This window comes from Bacteroidota bacterium (genome assembly GCA_034439655.1).
Lineage (GTDB): Bacteria > Bacteroidota > Bacteroidia > UKL13-3 > UKL13-3 > CANJUD01.
The window spans coordinates 1-17,378 of sequence record JAWXAU010000138.1 but is presented as its reverse complement, the minus strand read 5'-3'; the positions used below and the strand labels follow the sequence as shown (position 1 = coordinate 17,378).

Here is a 17,378-nt window from a genome sequence, read left to right as displayed (position 1 = left end):
TACTAATATTTAAATTATCTGATAAAAAACTGTAGACATCTTCTTCAGAAAACGAAAACTCTAATATATCAAAATATTGCAAAATGAGAGTTATGTTCTGTTCTGGTCTAAATTTATATACATCATCTATAAGATTCTTTGTTGTATTTATTATTTGAGTTTCATAATCTTCCCAAATATATTTTGAATCAATAGTATTAACAGTCATTACACCTGGACCAATTTGTATCAGTGGATACTCATCTTTTGCAACTCTAAATCTATGAGTTGGCAAGTTGCGACAAAATTCTAATGGCATATCAGATGCTATTAATGCCTCTCTATATGTGTAAGTTTCTTTGACTTTTGCAAACAAATCCCCGTGAAGATACTGACATTTTACTAGTTCGTCGTTCTTATCAACTTTCCATCTCAATTCAAAGATGACCTCAACTAATGGTGCATTTGGCAGTTTACTCATATTTTACTTATTGCAAATAAAGTGCTTAATCGCTTTACAAAAAACATAAAAATTAAAAATAATTACAAATTTTATAAAATCTTTTCAAAGATATGCATTTTTTCTTATTTATCCTGTCAAATTTAAACACTTGCTTACTTTACCGCAGCTACAGCCCGCTCTCCCACCATCTCCGCAATAGTAAGCCCAATAGACAAGCTTGAGGTTGCTGCTGGAGATGGTGCATTGAGTACATGGATGATAGTTCCTTTATCCACTATAGAAAAATCGTCGAGCAACTGCCCATCACGACTGCAGGCTTGTGCACGAATTCCTGAACCTCCGGGAATCAAATCATCTTTTTGCACTTCAGGAATTAATCTTTGCAAAGCTTTTGTAAATGCAGATTTTGAAAAAGAACGATAAAATTCTCCAAGTCCAGTTTTCCAATATTTCATCGCTACTTTTCTAAAGCCTGGCCATGATAGTGAATGCCATAATTCGCTCAAATTAAAATCTGTTTTTTTATAAGCTTCTTTTCCAAATGCAAATACTGCATTGGGTCCAGCCTCAATACCGCCGCCAATCATACGGGTGAAATGAACTCCTAAAAATGGGAAGTTGGGATCGGGAACAGGATATATTAAATTCTTCACCAAGTATTGCCTTTCAGGAGAAAGTATATAATACTCTCCACGAAAAGGTATGATACGAACATCTAATTTCACTTCACTTAATGCAGCTATTTGGTCGCTAAAAATCCCTGCACAATTTATTATATATTTTGTTTCGAATTCCTTTTTCTCTGTTTGTATAATATTATAATCTTTCTCTATAATATCAATTACTTTTTCGTTATAATGTATTTCACCGCCCAACTCTACATACAGTTCGGCATACTTCAATGATACAGTTTTGTAATTGATGATACCTGTCTGAGGTACTACAATACCAGCTATTCCTGCACAATGGGGTTCGTATTTCTTAATTTCCTCTTCGGTAATTTTGAGCAGTCCGTTCAATCCATTTTCAATACCTCTATTATATATATTTTCCAATGCAGGTAATTCCTTTTCATTGGTGGCTACGATAATTTTTCCGCAGAGTTCATAAGGTATATCATACTGCTTTGCAAACTCGATAAGCATGTCATAACCTCGCAAACAATTGATGGCTTTACTACTTCCATGTTTGTAATAGATTCCACTATGTATTACTCCACTATTATGCCCCGTTTGGTGGCAAGCTACTTCATGCTCTTTTTCTAATATGGCGATTTTTAATCTAGGATTCTTTTTTATAATATGATATCCTGTGGCCAATCCAACTATTCCCCCGCCTATTATTATAATATCATATTTCATGTAGTTATATAGTTATTTTAATATAACTGCCGTAACCCTATATCCTCTTTTGGTCAAAAGGTTTAGCAAGCCCATATTACCCGGCAAGTGCAAAGCACCAACTGCTATAAACATACTTTGCTTAGAGGCTTGGTCGACAAAAATTTCGACCCATTTTTTGTTGCGTCTATCAAGAAGTATATCCATATCTATTCCTGCCCCTGGCTCATTGGCAAGTTTGTTTAAGTTTTCCAAATCACCCGCTTTATAATACATGAGCAATTTATTCATCATCCCTGTATCATCCGCTTCTTTTTTCAACCCCTCTATAAAATTTGTAGCCTGCTTCTCCACAGGTGTTTCATCAAATAACATAGCTGCTTGCATCTCATCGGTTTCTAAGCCACGCAAAATTTTATGGTTTGCTTTTGCCAAAGAAAATAATTTTTGGTCGATGGAAAAACTTTTATCATCAACATTCTTCGATTTCATGAGTTCCATAGCAGCTAACATGGTTTGAATAAATGCCGGTTTGAATTTTTTATAATCAGAAATATCAATATCCAAACTATCTAACAAATACTTTGAAGCCCATTGGTAATCCTCGGGTTTGAAACAACTTTCCAAATCACGCCCCTTTAAAAAAGCATGTTTCAAAATATTTTTTTGGTTCACTGAATCAAAATTCATTTCACCATAAAATGCTTCGCAAAGATTTATAAGTGAATCGTATTGAGCCAATGTTTTATCATTGGGTTTCACACCCAAATGAAACGTACCGAATATATAACAATCACTTTTAATACCATTACCGCTCACCTTCCACAGCAAGCTTTTCTGCATGGTTTGTCCACTGCATATATTATATAATAATAACAGAAAAAATGGAAGTGTTTTGGTATACTTCAAATCTGTTATATTATATTACTAAAATGAAAAATATTATTGTATTCCCATCAACTCACAATCAAAAATTAGGGTTGAGTTTGGAGGTATAGTCCCTTTATCTGCTGCACCGTATCCCAAATTTGGGGGAATGATCAAACGAATACAATCTCCTACTTCCATTAAAGCAATTCCCTCATCCCAACCTTTTATAACACGGCCTTGACCCAAAGGGAAGGGAAGAGGTTCACCGCGATCGACTGAGCTATCAAATTTTTTACCATTTGCCAAGCTGCCTGTATAATGTACAAATACTGTTTGTCCTGCAGCAGGTTTTTTACCACTACCACTTTTCTTTACTATAATATATTGAAGTCCTGATGCCGTAGTTTCAATTTTTTGTCCTGCTACATCCAAAGGATGTGACTGGCATTTCCCAAATGTGGGTTGCTCACCGGGCACTATTGTCTCTGTTCCTTCTTCTTGAGCATCCAATACTTCTATTTCAAAATACAAAGTGGAATTCGGTGGTATAATACCACCTCCCACTTCACGAGTTCCATAAGCCAATGCAGGCGGTATTACAAACGCTGCTTTGTCGCCCACGTTCATCAATGCCAATGCTTCTTCCCAACCTTGTATCACACGACCTTGTCCCAACGCTACTGTGAATGGTTCACCTCTATCAAGCGAACTGTCGAACTTTTTGCCTTTCATTAATTTGCCTGTATAATGTACACTCACATTATCACCCTTTTTTGTTTTGCGGCCATTGCCTTTTTGTAGATAATAGTATTTAATCCCACTTGCAGTAGTTAATACTTCTTTCCCTTCCAAACTTATAGGAATTGGTTTAACAACATCTACCAATTCCACATCGAATATTAATATAGAATTTCCGGGTATCGGTCCTTGTCCATTTTCGCCATAGCCCATTGCGGCAGGAATTATTAAAGTGGCTTTTTCACCTTTGCCCAAATATTTAATACCTTGATCCCAACCTTCTATTACCATGTGCGATCCCAAAATAAATTCAAACGGCTGCCCTCTTCCCACTGATTCGTCGAAAACGGTGCCATTGGTAAGTTTGCCTATATAGTGTACCTTTACTTGGTCACCTTCTTCGGCTTTTGGGTTTTTGTTTTTCTGCGTGATAATAATTTGAAGTCCTCCCGGAGCATTAATGGTGTCGTACATGGGTTTCTTGATTGTGGTTTTTTGATTAATTGAGGTTGGCTTCGCAGCAACTTTTGCTTTTGTGTTGGTCTTATTTTGACCCAATAAAAAGAAACTGTTTAGGATAATTGATAAAAAAATGAGGGCTATTCTTTGCATTACTTTGTTTTTTTATTTTTAGCCTGCAAAGATAAGACCAATCAATTATTAATTGGCTTTTATAGTCGGGTCGAGCTGAATTTTTACGTCCCCTCCTCCATGAGGAAAAACATCTTTCAGTTTCACTACCAATTTTATTTTGTCGCCTTTTTTCATAAAATCTGGGAAATCCATATTGTTAATTTTAAAAACAGAATCGGCACTCACTTTAAATTCAGCACTGTCGCCCACACTCATTTGTAATACACACTCATTGGGGCCACCAACAAAATCCCTTTCAAGAAGGATAGTTTGATCCAAAGAATCGTTACTCCTGAATAACTTTTTCTCTGTGCCATCGGGCATTATGTAAAACATTTTGTAGGCCATTTTAATATTATCTCCATACACAGGTTTGGGCCCATTTTTCTTAATATAAAATTTTGCATCGCCAATAATTTTGGGGTCATTCCCGTTTTTACAAGCATTGATGGTTATGATGGCCAAGGTGAGATACAGTATTTTTTTCATGATGCTATTTATAACGGGATAATTTGTTTTTTATTGTGATGATGTTTTTTTAAAGAGGGCTCAAAATTAGACTAAAAAATCTTGCCTCCACTAATCACAATATTGGTATTATATATTTGCCTAAGGGGGGATTTTTCACGTTTCAAAATTTTTATTCCGCAAAGGCCACGCATCATGCATATTTTCGCACAGCATCAAAAATGATTTGTGAATCTGAGTTGTCTTCGATTAACTCAGACTGACAGAAACCAGACTGACTAATGTAAAAAATATAACACTTCGACAAGCCCGATACCTATCGGGACAGTGTGACAAAAAATATAAAATAATCCCGCCGCGGCGGGGTAAAATAGAAAATAAACCTATGGCTTCAAAACGAGGACGTACCAATACCAACGGCAAAGAAGAAGAAATGCCGAAAGCAAAAATTACCCGAGAATCGCTTAGGCAATCGCTCATGGTATTCGATTATGTAAAACCCTATCGTGTCTATTTTTGGCTAGGGCTTTTATTTATAGGTCTCTCTGCATTATCAACCTTGCTTTTCCCTTTTTTATTGGGATTAATGATAGATGTAGTTGACCCGAAGCACCAAGCAGGAACAGCAGTAGCAGGCGGGCAAATGACTGCAGCTTTAAAAAATTTACTGGGTATTACCGAAATTTCTCGCACCACTGTTTTATTCCTCATTATTGGTCAACTTGGTTTGCAAATGATATTCTCTTTTATGCGGGTATATATGCTCACTCAAGCAGGTGAGCGTTCTTTGGCCGATTTGCGTAAATCGGTTTTCTCAAAAATATTGACTATGCCCATGAACTTCTTTAGTCAACGTAGGGTAGGCGAATTAAGCAGTCGCATCACGGCTGACCTTAGTCAGATTCAGGATGCTATATCATCAATGTTAGCTGAATTTCTGAGAGGTATTATAACATTGGTTGCCGGCCTTTGGCTTATATTTTATATATCGCCACAAATGGCTTTGGTGATGCTGGCAGTGGTTCCTGTAATAGCAGTTTTAGCTGTTGTGTTTGGAGTGCGAATCCGCAAAAAATCGAAGGAAGCCCAAGACCAACTTGCCGACACGGGAACCATTGTGCACGAAGCATTTCAAGCCATTAGTATTGTAAAGGCATTTACGAATGAAGGTTATGAAGGCCGCCGCTACGGTAAAAATATGGATTTGGTGGTGAAGACAACTATACAAAATGCATTCTTTAGGGGATTATTTATTTCAGGACTTATTTTCTCAGTATTTGGTGCCATTGGATTTGTTGTTTGGTATGGTGTCGGCTTAGTTCAAGCAGGCGATATATCAGTGGGTGATTTGGTGAAATTTGTTGTGCTCACCAGTTTTGTGGGAGGCACTATGGCAGGCTTTGCCGATATGTTTAGTCAATTGCAAAAAACCATTGGGGCAACACAGCGTGTTCGCGAAATTCTGCGTGAGAAAGGAGAGACCATTGATACTGAATTAATAATTGAAGACCAGCCAAGGCTTCGTGGCGATGTAGCAATTCAAAATATATCTTTCAATTACCCCAGTCGCCCCGATTTGAATGTATTAAACAATATATCTTTTGCCGCAGAGCAAGGTCAACAAATTGCGATTGTAGGTCCAAGCGGTACAGGCAAATCGACCGTTACAAATTTATTATTGGGATTTTATAATGCTCAAAGTGGACATATATTAATTGATGGAAAACCAAGCACTGATTACCCGCTCACTTATTTGCGTAGCCAGATGGCCTTGGTGCCACAGGATGTTATATTATTTGGCGGTACCATAGGGGAGAATATATTATATGGTCGCCCCACTGCCACAAAAGACGAAGTGGAGGAAGCTGCAAAAAAAGCAAATGCCCATAATTTTATTACCCAATTTCCCGAAGGATATAATACTATTGTTGGCGAACGTGGTGTGCAATTGTCGGGTGGGCAACGGCAACGTGTTGCAATTGCCAGGGCAATTCTAAAAAATCCAGCAATACTTATTTTAGACGAAGCTACCAGTAGCCTCGATAGCGAAAGCGAACAAGTAGTGCAAGAAGCATTAGACTTGTTGATGCAGGGACGAACTTCCTTTGTAATAGCTCACAGACTTAGTACTATCCGCAATGCTCACCAAATTGTAGTGATAGATAAGGGAACCGTTGCCCAGCAAGGCACGCATAACGAACTATATGCTCAGGAGGGTGGACTCTATAGAAATCTATATGACATTCAGTTTGAGTAAGGACATATGTATCAGCCAATGTTTCTACATTTATTATATATAATATTTTTATTGACAACAGGCATGATTTTAGCAGTACCTAAATCATCCAAAAAAAAGTTTCCTAATCCTATACGCATAATATTCAGCCTATTTAAAATAGGCTATTGTATTGAAGAAAAAATTGATTAAATTTGCAGACTTTTTTAGGGAAGATATACATACATTAATAATTATAATACATCAACATGAGGCAGCTTAAAATATCCAAACAGTTTACTAACCGCGAAAGCAAATCACTTGATAAGTACTTAAACGAAATAAGTAAAGTGCCCATGATTGATGCCCAGGAGGAAGTAGAATTGGCAGGTCGTATCCGTGAAGGAGACCAAGTAGCTTTGGAGAAAATGGTGAATGCCAACTTGCGTTTTGTGGTATCAGTTTCTAAACAATATCAAAATCAAGGACTTACTTTAGGTGATCTTATTAATGAAGGTAACTTGGGTTTGATAAAAGCCGCCAAACGTTTTGACGAAACACGTGGATTCAAATTTATCTCTTATGCGGTGTGGTGGATTCGTCAATCTATTTTACAAGCATTGGCCGACCAAAGCCGTATCGTTCGTTTGCCTTTGAACAAAGTTGGTTCAATCGGACGTATTGGCATTGCTGCTGCTGCACTTGAGCAAAAATTTGAACGTGAGCCTACAGCCGAAGAAATTGCTGAAATGCTCGAAATACCATTGATAGAAGTTGAAAATGCCATGCGTAGCAATGGTCGCCATTTATCTATTGATGCTCCGCTTACCGAAGGTGAGGACAATACTTTATTAGGTGTGCTCGACCAAAACGATGAGCCTGATCCCGACAATGGTTTGATTAATGAATCATTACAACGCGAAATCAATCGTGTAATCTCAACCTTAAGTGATAAAGAAAAGGATATTCTTAAATACTATTATGGTTTGGATGGTAACGTAGCCCATACATTAGAAGATATATCAGACAAAATAGGTTTGACCCGTGAACGTGTGCGTCAAATTAAAGAGAAAGCTTTGCGTCGTTTACGCAAATCATCTAAAAGCAAAATATTGAAAGCCTATTTAGGTTAATCATTCGCCGGCAGCGAATATAATACTTAAGAAAGTCTGGCTCAAAAAGCCGGGCTTTTTTTTATTGCCACCGTCTTTGAGCCAAGTGAATCAGGTCATCATACAGCTCTGGATTCTTCTTCGCATCAATCTGCGATTGTATAATAGTATTTGCAGCATCGAAAGAGCCGCAAGTGTTCAAAGCATCTATAAAAATAGAAAACTGAGAATTTTCGCCACCGAAAAAAGTTTTCGTAAACGCCATCGTCGAATTTAAATTGAGCGATTTACGTAAATCTTCAATTTTTGTATGATTTAATTTTTCTACCGTTGATTGTTTGCGAACCTTGGCTAATTTCTCATTGACGTTTTCTTTATTTACAATAGGTATATTAGTATCCTTAATTTCCTGCTTAGGTTCTACTATCACCTTAGGTTCTGGCAATATTTCTTCGAACGCTGTTGCGGGTCTTTCTTCAATAGTAGGTTCAACTTGGGGTGGGGTTGGTGCAAGGGGAACTAATTCTGCAACTGCCTCAATAGGTAAAAATTCTTTGGCAATTTTTGTCTGGCCCAAATATTCTTTTACTGCAGCAATCTGCTTTTCATATTTTTGTTCTAGCTGCTCCAAATCATGCAATACATGAAGTTGTTTCACCTTTATATCTTTCAGTTCGCCCAATTGCTTTTCAAAAGCATTCAAATTATTTTCGAGAAATTGTATATCCGTCATTTTCTAAATAGTTTTATTCTGTGTTTATTCGCCATAGTGAAACCCAATGCCGCTATCGCCACTAACATATATACTTTACCCGCTATAAAACCTTCATCAATCAATACAAAAATAAGTACGGGAACAGCAGTAATACCAATAGCCCACCACAATATATTATTCAATTTCTGCACGGTCGCGGTAAATTGTTCCTTTTATTTTAAATATTTTATACTTCGAAAAATCTTCGTTCGATTCAAATCCTTCTCCATATAATATTTCTTTCTTTTTTTTGATACGTACAAAAGCATTGGAGGTAATCATGCGGGTTTTTTCATCCCATAAAAGATATTCTGTATTTAAAGTATCGCCTTCTTCGTTAACCACTTCTATATCATTTTTAAGTTCAACGGTTTGCTTTTGTTCAAACCTCGTGGCATAGTTTGCTTTCAATTTGCTATTGGGGTGAGACTTATCCTGTTTATAAAAATACACCAAAATACCTTTCGACATGAGGGTGATGGGATTACTTTTATTATGATTATAATGTTCTACCAAAGGTGAGAGCATTTTTGCCCTCAGCTCGCCCGAATCAGTATAAACCATAGTAATGTTTTCGCCTCTTTGTTCAGGCATGTTTGGCTTCTCTTTATAATACTTGCTTTTGTCGCCCGATGAGCAAGCAAATACGTGCAATATTATAATACTTAAAATGGCGTTACGCATTAATATATTTTACGTTGTGTGAACCATTTATCAGTAAAGGTGATACCAAAATAAATACGCCACACATTTTCCAAAACCAATTGATTACTATTTGCACCACGCTGGGTATAGTCGAAAGAAATATGCAAGCGGGCACTCTCATTGGGCATAGCAGAACCTTTGGGAATAAGGACGGGTAAACTAACACCACCGCTGAATGACATTTCTTCAATTTGTTTATTATTGATTAAATAATATAATTTTTCTTTTCGGGCTCCCAATCGGTATTCAATTCTTTTAAGATAATGCTTTTTCAGATTTGCAGTGCGGTCTGGCACCCAACTATAACCAATGGCTATTTTAGTTCTGTTGGCGAGAGGTTCTTTACGCCCAAAATTTTCAAACTTATCCCACATGCTTTGTTCAAAGTCTAGATATATATTCCATCTGTCAGACCTACTAAATGCCATGCCTACTCTATATTGCAGGGGCAAGGTAATATATCCTTTTTGATTGGCATTATATGATATGGTGTCCCAAAAACCTATTTGAGCGGGATCGCCAGTAAACACAGTATTGCCATACAAATATGATTGGCTTCCATGAAGTTTCGAAGGCAAATTGCCACTTGCACCAAGCACAAATGAATAGAATTTGAATGTAGTATCTGTTCCTTTTATATCATGCACCCTCCTATATGCATGGTGAAACTGCACGCCCGCATCGAGCATAAAGCTTCCTATACCAGCACTATTAATTACCGCAGGACTAAAATATCCCGAATCTTGCGGATAAAAAGATGCTACTGTATTATTATAACTTCCCCATATATAATTGAAGTTGATACCCAAGCTAATTTTATTAAAAAAATCTTTTCCGAAACCCATAAATGCTCGGTTCAAATTACCTTCCCCATTCACATAGTCACGAACACTTACGGTACTATTTATTTTCGAAACGGTATTGTCTAATATATAGGATCCCGAGGAAAAAGGCATTAGCCCAGCTACGGCTCCCAGTTTGTGTTTGAGAGAAAGAGGCACCCCCAAACTCATATAGGCCATTGATGCATTGTTCACCTTTTGAGTATATATAGCATTGGTTTGTTGTGCACTGTTTATCATCACACCCGCTTCGTAACTAGTATACATAAAAGCACTATACGAAGCAGGGTTCAATGGGTTAACTCCTGCTGTAGTCCGCAGCCCTTGGCCAGTTTGCCCCATGGCGTTTTGCGAAGTAAAGCACTGCGATTGCAATTCACCTACACCGAAACGGGAATATGGAGATTGTGATATGTTTTGAGCGTAGGTGCAGTGACCCACAACAAGTATAATAAAAAAATTAAGTAGTTTCCGATTCATTCAATAATAATATTTCATTTAGTCCTATCAGCACCAAGTTAGGTTCAAAAACTAGTTCACTTGGATTTGCAAAGTTGCTGTATTTTAATTGTTCTGCCAAAAACGCCCCATCCCCACCTGTTGTTACAATTGTAAGTGATTCTGTTATTTTTTCAGTTTCCCTTATTGCTATAATACGGCTTTGTATTTCATAAACCGCCCCTGCCAAAACACCTGAATGGATAGAATTTTCAGTATCAAGTCCTATAGGTTTTATGTTTTCAACTGGTAGATTTTCTACAAGTGGAAGTTTGCCTGTATAATCGTGCAATGCTTTGTAACGCATTTGTATACCGGGCGAAATGCTACCCCCTTTATATATATTATTTTGCACAAATCCTGTGCTGATGCATGTACCCGCATCAACTATAAAAATTGTTTGATTATTATATAATAGTTGAGCACCAACTGCGGCTGCTATTCTGTCAGTACCAAGCGTTTTAGGACTTTTATAATTATTCTGTATGGGTAATTTCAGTGTATGTCCCATTTGAATAACTGTAATGCTCTCTTTTAAATAATCATGGGTTTTCTCATCACCGCTAACATCGGAAATGATAACAGAAGAAATCTTTTTATCTTGCAAAAAACTATATAAGTCATGTTCGTCTTCACTTACCAGAACATCCATTAGTTGCCTATCTTTAAACACCCCACATTTGATGCGGGTATTTCCAATATCTATAGCGGCCTTCAAATTTTCTCCCATGTTTCAAAAGTATGGTCAAAGGGGTTTTTCTCATCTTTCTTGCAATCAATCTGCTCAATCAGTTTCCATTTGCTCAAATCATATTTGGGGAAATACGCATCGGCCAAGTCAAATTCATGATGAATTCGGGTATAATATATTTTGTCTATTTGAGTTTTCATCAGTTCAAATATTTTACCGCCGCCAATCAACATCAGTTCTGCTTCTCCACGTTCTCTAGCAAATTCTATAGCTTTTTGAATATCTGCAAAAACTATACAACCATTTATTTTTAATTCATGATGTGTACTCAATACCATATTGGTTCTATTGGGCAAAGGTTTGCCGATGGATTCAAAAGTTTTGCGGCCCATTAATATATGGTGGCCCGTTGTAACCTGCTTGAACCTTTTCAAATCATTGGGCAAATGACATAACAATTTGTTCTGATAACCGATGGCCTCATTCTCATCTACTACTACTACGGCTGATATTTGCAAAATGTTGGGTGCTTATAATAGGCTGCAAAGTTAAATGAGAATTTATACCAAATTAGACAGTAATTATTAAATACTTCAAACCTTTATTCCAAAGTTAATTTGCCCTAATTTCGTGCCCTTAATATGAACATCTTTACTTCCATAGGCAGGTATACTCTTTTTGTGCGGGGACTCTTCAGCAGACCTGAGCGTTTTAAAGTTTTTTGGGAACGCACCATGCACGAAATGAACGCCATCGGCGTGGGTTCGTTGGGCATTGTGGCAGCCATATCATTAAGTGTGGGTGCGGTTACCACCGTGCAAACTGCCTATCAATTGGTATCGGGATTGGTGCCCCGCAGTATTATCTCCACCATTTTGCGTGACTCCATGATTTTAGAATTAGCACCTACCATTACTTGCCTTGTACTTGCAGGAAAAGTAGGAGCCAATATTGCATCGGAACTGGGCAATATGAGTGTGAGCGAACAAATTGATGCACTGGATGTGATGGGCGTAAATGCTTCTTCTTATTTGGTATTGCCCAAAATAGTTGCAGGCCTTTTTGTAATTCCCTTATTAATAATAGTTGCTATGGCATTGGGCATTGTAGGTGGTTACTGGGCAGGAGTATCGGGAGGTGCAATAACGCCGCGAGATTTTACAGAAGGCATTGTAGCCGACTTTAGAGGGTTCACTATTTTCTTTGCTTATATCAAGTCCGTAACCTTTGCTTTTTTGATAACAACCATTTCTAGTTACCATGGTTATTATACCCGTGGCGGAGCATTAGAAGTAGGTAGTTCCAGCACCAAGGCAGTAGTATATAGTTGTGTAGGTATATTGTTTTCCGATTTCATCTTGGCTCAAATGCTTCTTGAAAATTGATTTTTTTATAGACAAAGATGATAGAAATAAAAAACCTATATAAAAGTTTCAATGGGAAACTAGTGCTCGAAAATATTTCAGCACTGTTCGAGAAAGGCCAAACCACCTTGGTAATTGGTGCGAGTGGTAGCGGCAAATCAGTGTTAATGAAATGTTTGGTAGGACTTGTGCAGGCAGACAGTGGTGAGATATTATATGATAACCGCGATTTTGTGAGCCTCGACTATGAAGCCAAAAAAGAAGTACGACGCGAAATAGGTATGTTGTTTCAGGGTGCGGCTTTGTTCGACTCATTAAGTGTGGAAGAGAATGTAGGATTCCCGCTTAAAATGTTTTCTAAATTGAGTAAAAGTGAGCAATTGGATCGTGTTAACTTTTGTTTGAACCGTGTTCACTTGGATAATGCCAATAAGAAATTTCCTTCTGAGCTTTCGGGTGGTATGAAAAAAAGGGTAGGTATTGCAAGGGCAATTGCCCTGAACCCCGAATATCTTTTTTGCGACGAGCCCAATTCGGGCCTCGACCCCTTAACATCGAGGGTTATTGACGAGCTTATTCAAGAAATTACCCAAGAGTTTAATATCACCACCATTATCAACTCGCACGATATGAAAACCGTGATGGATCTGGGCGACAGCATTTTTTTTATTCATAAAGGACTGCTGTGGTGGCAGGGCACTAACAAAGAAATAATGCACAGCGGCAATACCGAGTTGGATACTTTTTTGAAGGCTTACCTTTTTTAGATTTAAAAGGTAGCTTGCACTACCCGATTTCCTTTTTACATTTGTCGCTGATTAATTAACCAATAACTTTATCGAGATGAAAAAACTATATACAATTTTACTAGCAGTAATATTTATATATGCATGCGAACACAAAATTATTACACCTATTAATACACCAGTGAGCGATTGCGATACCACCACGGTGACCTATGCAGTGCAAGTAAAAAAACTAATGGATGCCTCTTGCACCTCTTGCCACAGTGTAGGCAAAAGTGTGCCTTATATACCACTTAGCGATTATGCGTCGGTGAAACAACAAACGCAGGGTAAATTGATAAAATGTATTAAACAGCAACCCAACTTTAATGCCATGCCACAGGGAGCTAGTAAATTGAGCAATTGCCAGATACGCACCATTGAAAAATGGCAAGAACTAAACTATCCGCAATAATATATATCATACTTTGCAAGACAAACGCACGTGGAAAATTTTGTTGCTCATTGGGGCCATTACCTTCGGGTTTTGGAGTTTAGTATATACCAATAAGTTGGTGCGTACCCTGCAACGCGAAGAAACAAAAAAGATAAAGCAATATGCCGAGGCACTTAAACTTCAACTTACCATTGATGAAGAAAACCAAGATGCATTTAACTTTATAAAAGACATTATAAAAAACAATGAAACCATCCCTGTTATATATACCGATGCCAGTGGCAAACTGATAGATTTTGTAAACCTAGATCCTGAAAGAATCAAGGACCCTGAATATTATAAAGATAAATTGGAAGACATGAGGGCTACACACACTCCCATAGTGATTGAGTTTGAGGGGATGAAGAATTATATATATTATGAAACGTCTACCATACTTAACCTGCTTTCTATCTATCCTTATGTGCAACTCATTATTATTTCGTTGTTCATTTTTGTGAGCTATCTAGCTTTTAACTCCTCTCGCAAAAGCGAACAGAATCGGATATGGGTGGGCATGGCGAAAGAAACTGCACATCAATTGGGCACACCAGTTTCCAGCATTATGGCTTGGATAGAATATATAAAAGAAGCTGCACCGGGCAGTGATAATACAGAGATATTGGAAGAACTAAGCAATGATGTGAGAAGGCTGGAACTTATCGTTGACCGTTTCTCCAAAATAGGAAGTGCCCCTATACTTACCGAGCAAAATATATATGATATTCTCGAACGTGCTGTTGACTATCTAGAAAAACGTGTATCGAAACAAGTGAACTTTAGTATAGTTACGGTAAATGAAAGTTTGATGGTATATGTAAATGTGTCGCTGTTCGACTGGGTGATTGAGAATATATGTAAAAATGCCATTGATGCTATGGATGGCAAGGGGAATATTTTTGTTGATATAAAAGAGGACCACAAGTATATTATAATAGATATAAAAGATACTGGCAAAGGCATAGCAAGCAACAAATTAAAATCTGTATTTAACCCCGGTTTCACTACCAAGAAAAGAGGTTGGGGTTTAGGGCTTACCCTTAGCAAACGAATCATAGAAAGTTATCATGGGGGTAAAGTATTCGTAAAAGAATCGGAACTGAATAAGGGGACCACGTTTAGGATAATGTTGAAAAAAGTAATTGCATAAAACCGCTTTACGAATTATGAGTACTTCTAGATGTGCAATACGCTCTAGTTCAGCTTTTGGTTGATGTGCGTAGTAATACCGACACTCAATATATTATAGGTTCATAACTACACGAAGAATGCTTTCTTTTTTCAAAGCTTACCGTTTGTCAAAAAGAGACGGTTTGCGTTCAAAGTTTGTATTGATGAAATAATACCGACACTCAATATATAATAGTCCAAAAGAAAGGGACTAATCACCCCGCATCCCGATAATTATCGGGATTAAGCGGGGCTTTCGGGATGTAGTCCGCCACAGGCGGAGAACTATTATAGTTTAAGAATTGGTATAAGATATAAAATTCTCATCAATCAATTTTCCTTTTTGGATAAAAAGACCTAAAACTCTTTACTTCAAAATCTATGATGCAATCGCTCACGTCAACTGAGTTGTTGTCTTTATCGGTAAACTGTTTCCCTATATCTTTAATGGCACTTTCAAATTCGTCATTGTATCCTTTTAACTCGTAATTTTTATTTGGAATATTATTATTCTCTTTTATTCCGATTATAAGAATTCCACCATTGGTATTTAAAAAAGCACTGACGCTTTGAAGTAGAGAATGAGCACCTTTCGCATTGGGTGGTGTAGCCTTTAACTCTACCTTTTCAGTTTCGACAGGTTTTTAATAATTGTTGCTTATACAATCTTCAACTTGTGCCAATATTTTATCTATTTCCTTCATTTCGGAAAAGTAATCTTTATACTGACAATACTTTATTTAATTCATTTAAATCGGATTGTGCATTGCGTCATGGAATAACAACTATTTCAACCCCCTTAACTGGCTCACTTCTTTATCCGTCAAATGGCGAATTTCTCCACGCTTCAATCCTTTCTTATCAAGACCAGCAAATGCAAGTCGATCTAATCTTATTACTTCAAATCCCAAACTCTCGAACATACGACGCACTATGCGGTTGCGACCACTATGTATTTCTACGCCTACAATTTTCTTATCAGTGGGATCCATAAAATCAACCACGTCAAGCTGCACAGGGCCGTCTTCTAAAACTATACCATTGCGTAATTGATTTAAAATAGCAGGAGTTATATTTTTATCCAAACCTACTTTATATACTTTTTTCACCCCGAATTTTGGATGGCTTAAGCGTTGTGCTATATCGCCGTCATTGGTCAACACCAATACACCCGTGGTATTGCGGTCGAGGCGGCCAACTGGGAATACGCGTTCCTTCGAAAAATTCTTGACCAAATCTAATACTGTTTTTCGACCTTGCGGATCTTCATTGGTAGTGATATAATCTTTGGGTTTATTCATCAAAAAATATACTTTTTTCTCGCCTGATAATCTTTCATTATTATATATAACCTCATCCGTTGGTTTTACTTTTACCCCCATTTCGGTTACTACGACGCCATTCACCTTTACCAAACCCGCGGCTATAAAAATATCTGCATCTCTGCGACTGGCAATACCCGCGTTCGATAAATATCTATTTAAGCGGACTTCATCAGGAGCCTTGGGCTGCTTAGCTTTAGGAGCTTTAGGATAGTCAGGCTTATCATACGCTGGTTTATCGTAACTTCTTCCTTCTGCACTTGGTTTTCTATCATAACTTTTTTCGCGGTTATCATAAGAGTTCGGCTTACGGTCATAACTTTTCGTGTCACGACCATCGCTTGCAGGCTTTCTATCATAGCTTTTTGTACTATCAGTGCGAGGTGTACGATTGTAACTACCTTTTTCACGGGTATCGCCTGCTGGTTTTTTATCATAGCTTTTTTCACGACTATCATAACTCCTAGGTTTACGTTCATAACTGCCGGACTCATGATTATTTGCAGGCTTTCTATCAAAACTTTCTCCTCCTTCTTTATTAGCCCTCGACCTATCACCATTGTAATCTGGGCCACGTTGGGTATAGGTACGCTTTTCAGGGCCACGGTCATTATATGAGGGTTTGTCCTCACGTTTGGTATAAGTACGTTTCTCTGTGCCACGGTCATTATATGAGGGTTTGTCCTCACGTTTTGTATAAGTACGTTTCTCTGTGCCACGGTCATTATATGAGGGTTTGTCCTCACGTTTTGTATAAGAGCGTTTTTCAGGCCCACGGTCATTATATGCTGGTTTGTCTTCACGTTTTGTATAAGAGCGTTTTTCAGGCCCACGGTCATTATATGCTGGCTTGTCTTCACGTTTTGTATAAGAGCGTTTTTCAGGCCCACGGTCATTATATGCTGGCTTGTCTTCACGTTTTGTATAGGAGCGTTTTTCAGGCCCACGGTCATTATATGCTGGCTTGTCTTCACGTTTTGTATAAGAGCGTTT

General features: G+C 37.7%; 18 protein-coding genes. 6 read left to right on the top strand and 12 right to left on the bottom strand.

Features of this window, described 5'->3' with window-relative positions:
• The 5 genes from SGJ10_09870 to SGJ10_09850 all read right to left on the bottom strand — a co-directional run.
• Positions 1-460 (bottom strand): TIGR04255 family protein (locus tag SGJ10_09870; GenBank protein ID MDZ4758427.1); only part of this gene is annotated, 460 nt, incomplete at its 3' end.
• Positions 461-594: 134 nt separating this feature from the next.
• The gene (lhgO, locus tag SGJ10_09865; GenBank protein MDZ4758426.1) at positions 595-1,803 is read right to left on the bottom strand and encodes an L-2-hydroxyglutarate oxidase; all 1,209 of its coding nucleotides are present in this window, start codon (positions 1,801-1,803) and stop codon (positions 595-597) included.
• Between the two features lie 12 nt (positions 1,804-1,815).
• Complete coding sequence (locus tag SGJ10_09860; GenBank protein MDZ4758425.1) at positions 1,816-2,691, bottom strand: TraB/GumN family protein; 876 nt, start codon at positions 2,689-2,691, stop codon at positions 1,816-1,818.
• A 33-nt stretch (positions 2,692-2,724) separates the two neighbouring features.
• A complete protein-coding gene (locus SGJ10_09855) occupies positions 2,725-4,002 on the bottom strand; it encodes an FKBP-type peptidyl-prolyl cis-trans isomerase (GenBank protein MDZ4758424.1) in 1,278 nt (425 codons plus the stop codon).
• A 48-nt stretch (positions 4,003-4,050) separates the two neighbouring features.
• Positions 4,051-4,512, bottom strand: coding sequence for a hypothetical protein (locus tag SGJ10_09850; protein MDZ4758423.1), 462 nt, complete (start codon positions 4,510-4,512; stop codon positions 4,051-4,053).
• Between the two features lie 364 nt (positions 4,513-4,876).
• On the opposite strand from SGJ10_09850, the gene SGJ10_09845 reads away from it, so the two are divergent.
• Complete coding sequence (locus tag SGJ10_09845; protein MDZ4758422.1) at positions 4,877-6,748, top strand: ABC transporter transmembrane domain-containing protein; 1,872 nt, start codon at positions 4,877-4,879, stop codon at positions 6,746-6,748.
• 227 nt (positions 6,749-6,975) lie between these two features.
• Positions 6,976-7,839 (top strand): RNA polymerase sigma factor RpoD/SigA, encoded by an 864-nt coding sequence (locus SGJ10_09840; protein ID MDZ4758421.1) that lies wholly within the window; start codon positions 6,976-6,978, stop codon positions 7,837-7,839.
• Positions 7,840-7,900: 61 nt separating this feature from the next.
• On the opposite strand, the gene SGJ10_09835 is transcribed toward SGJ10_09840, so the two are convergent.
• From SGJ10_09835 to SGJ10_09810, 6 genes are read right to left on the bottom strand one after another with little or no spacing between them, the layout of a single operon-like run.
• On the bottom strand, positions 7,901-8,551 hold the full coding sequence (locus SGJ10_09835) for a hypothetical protein (protein ID MDZ4758420.1): 651 nt from the start codon (positions 8,549-8,551) through the stop codon (positions 7,901-7,903).
• Complete coding sequence (locus tag SGJ10_09830; GenBank protein ID MDZ4758419.1) at positions 8,548-8,724, bottom strand: hypothetical protein; 177 nt, start codon at positions 8,722-8,724, stop codon at positions 8,548-8,550. The genes SGJ10_09835 and SGJ10_09830 overlap by 4 nt, the downstream gene beginning before the upstream one ends.
• Positions 8,708-9,256: an LPS export ABC transporter periplasmic protein LptC gene (gene lptC / locus SGJ10_09825; protein MDZ4758418.1), complete on the bottom strand. Its 549-nt coding sequence runs from the start codon at positions 9,254-9,256 to the stop codon at positions 8,708-8,710. The genes SGJ10_09830 and lptC overlap by 17 nt, the downstream gene beginning before the upstream one ends.
• Positions 9,256-10,599, bottom strand: coding sequence for a hypothetical protein (locus SGJ10_09820; protein ID MDZ4758417.1), 1,344 nt, complete (start codon positions 10,597-10,599; stop codon positions 9,256-9,258). Before SGJ10_09820 ends, lptC begins: the two co-directional genes overlap by 1 nt.
• Positions 10,580-11,347, bottom strand: a complete 768-nt coding sequence (locus tag SGJ10_09815) for a type III pantothenate kinase (protein MDZ4758416.1) — start codon at positions 11,345-11,347, stop codon at positions 10,580-10,582. Before SGJ10_09815 ends, SGJ10_09820 begins: the two co-directional genes overlap by 20 nt.
• The gene (locus SGJ10_09810) at positions 11,332-11,826 is read right to left on the bottom strand and encodes a dihydrofolate reductase (protein MDZ4758415.1); all 495 of its coding nucleotides are present in this window, start codon (positions 11,824-11,826) and stop codon (positions 11,332-11,334) included. Before SGJ10_09810 ends, SGJ10_09815 begins: the two co-directional genes overlap by 16 nt.
• Before the next feature lie 123 nt (positions 11,827-11,949).
• Here SGJ10_09810 and SGJ10_09805 point away from each other — a divergent pair, with 123 nt between their 5' ends.
• The 4 genes from SGJ10_09805 to SGJ10_09790 all read left to right on the top strand — a co-directional run bounded on the left by SGJ10_09805 (position 11,950) and on the right by SGJ10_09790 (position 15,043).
• Positions 11,950-12,693, top strand: coding sequence for an ABC transporter permease (locus SGJ10_09805; GenBank protein MDZ4758414.1), 744 nt, complete (start codon positions 11,950-11,952; stop codon positions 12,691-12,693).
• A 17-nt stretch (positions 12,694-12,710) separates the two neighbouring features.
• On the top strand, positions 12,711-13,439 hold the full coding sequence (locus tag SGJ10_09800; protein MDZ4758413.1) for an ATP-binding cassette domain-containing protein: 729 nt from the start codon (positions 12,711-12,713) through the stop codon (positions 13,437-13,439).
• A gap of 76 nt (positions 13,440-13,515) precedes the next feature.
• Positions 13,516-13,872, top strand: coding sequence for a hypothetical protein (locus SGJ10_09795; GenBank protein MDZ4758412.1), 357 nt, complete (start codon positions 13,516-13,518; stop codon positions 13,870-13,872).
• A gap of 13 nt (positions 13,873-13,885) precedes the next feature.
• Positions 13,886-15,043: a HAMP domain-containing sensor histidine kinase gene (locus tag SGJ10_09790; GenBank protein MDZ4758411.1), complete on the top strand. Its 1,158-nt coding sequence runs from the start codon at positions 13,886-13,888 to the stop codon at positions 15,041-15,043.
• Positions 15,044-15,848: 805 nt separating this feature from the next.
• Here SGJ10_09790 and SGJ10_09785 read toward each other — a convergent pair.
• Positions 15,849-17,378, bottom strand: a 1,530-nt coding sequence (locus SGJ10_09785) for a pseudouridine synthase (GenBank protein MDZ4758410.1), incomplete at its 5' end; no start/stop codon positions are given.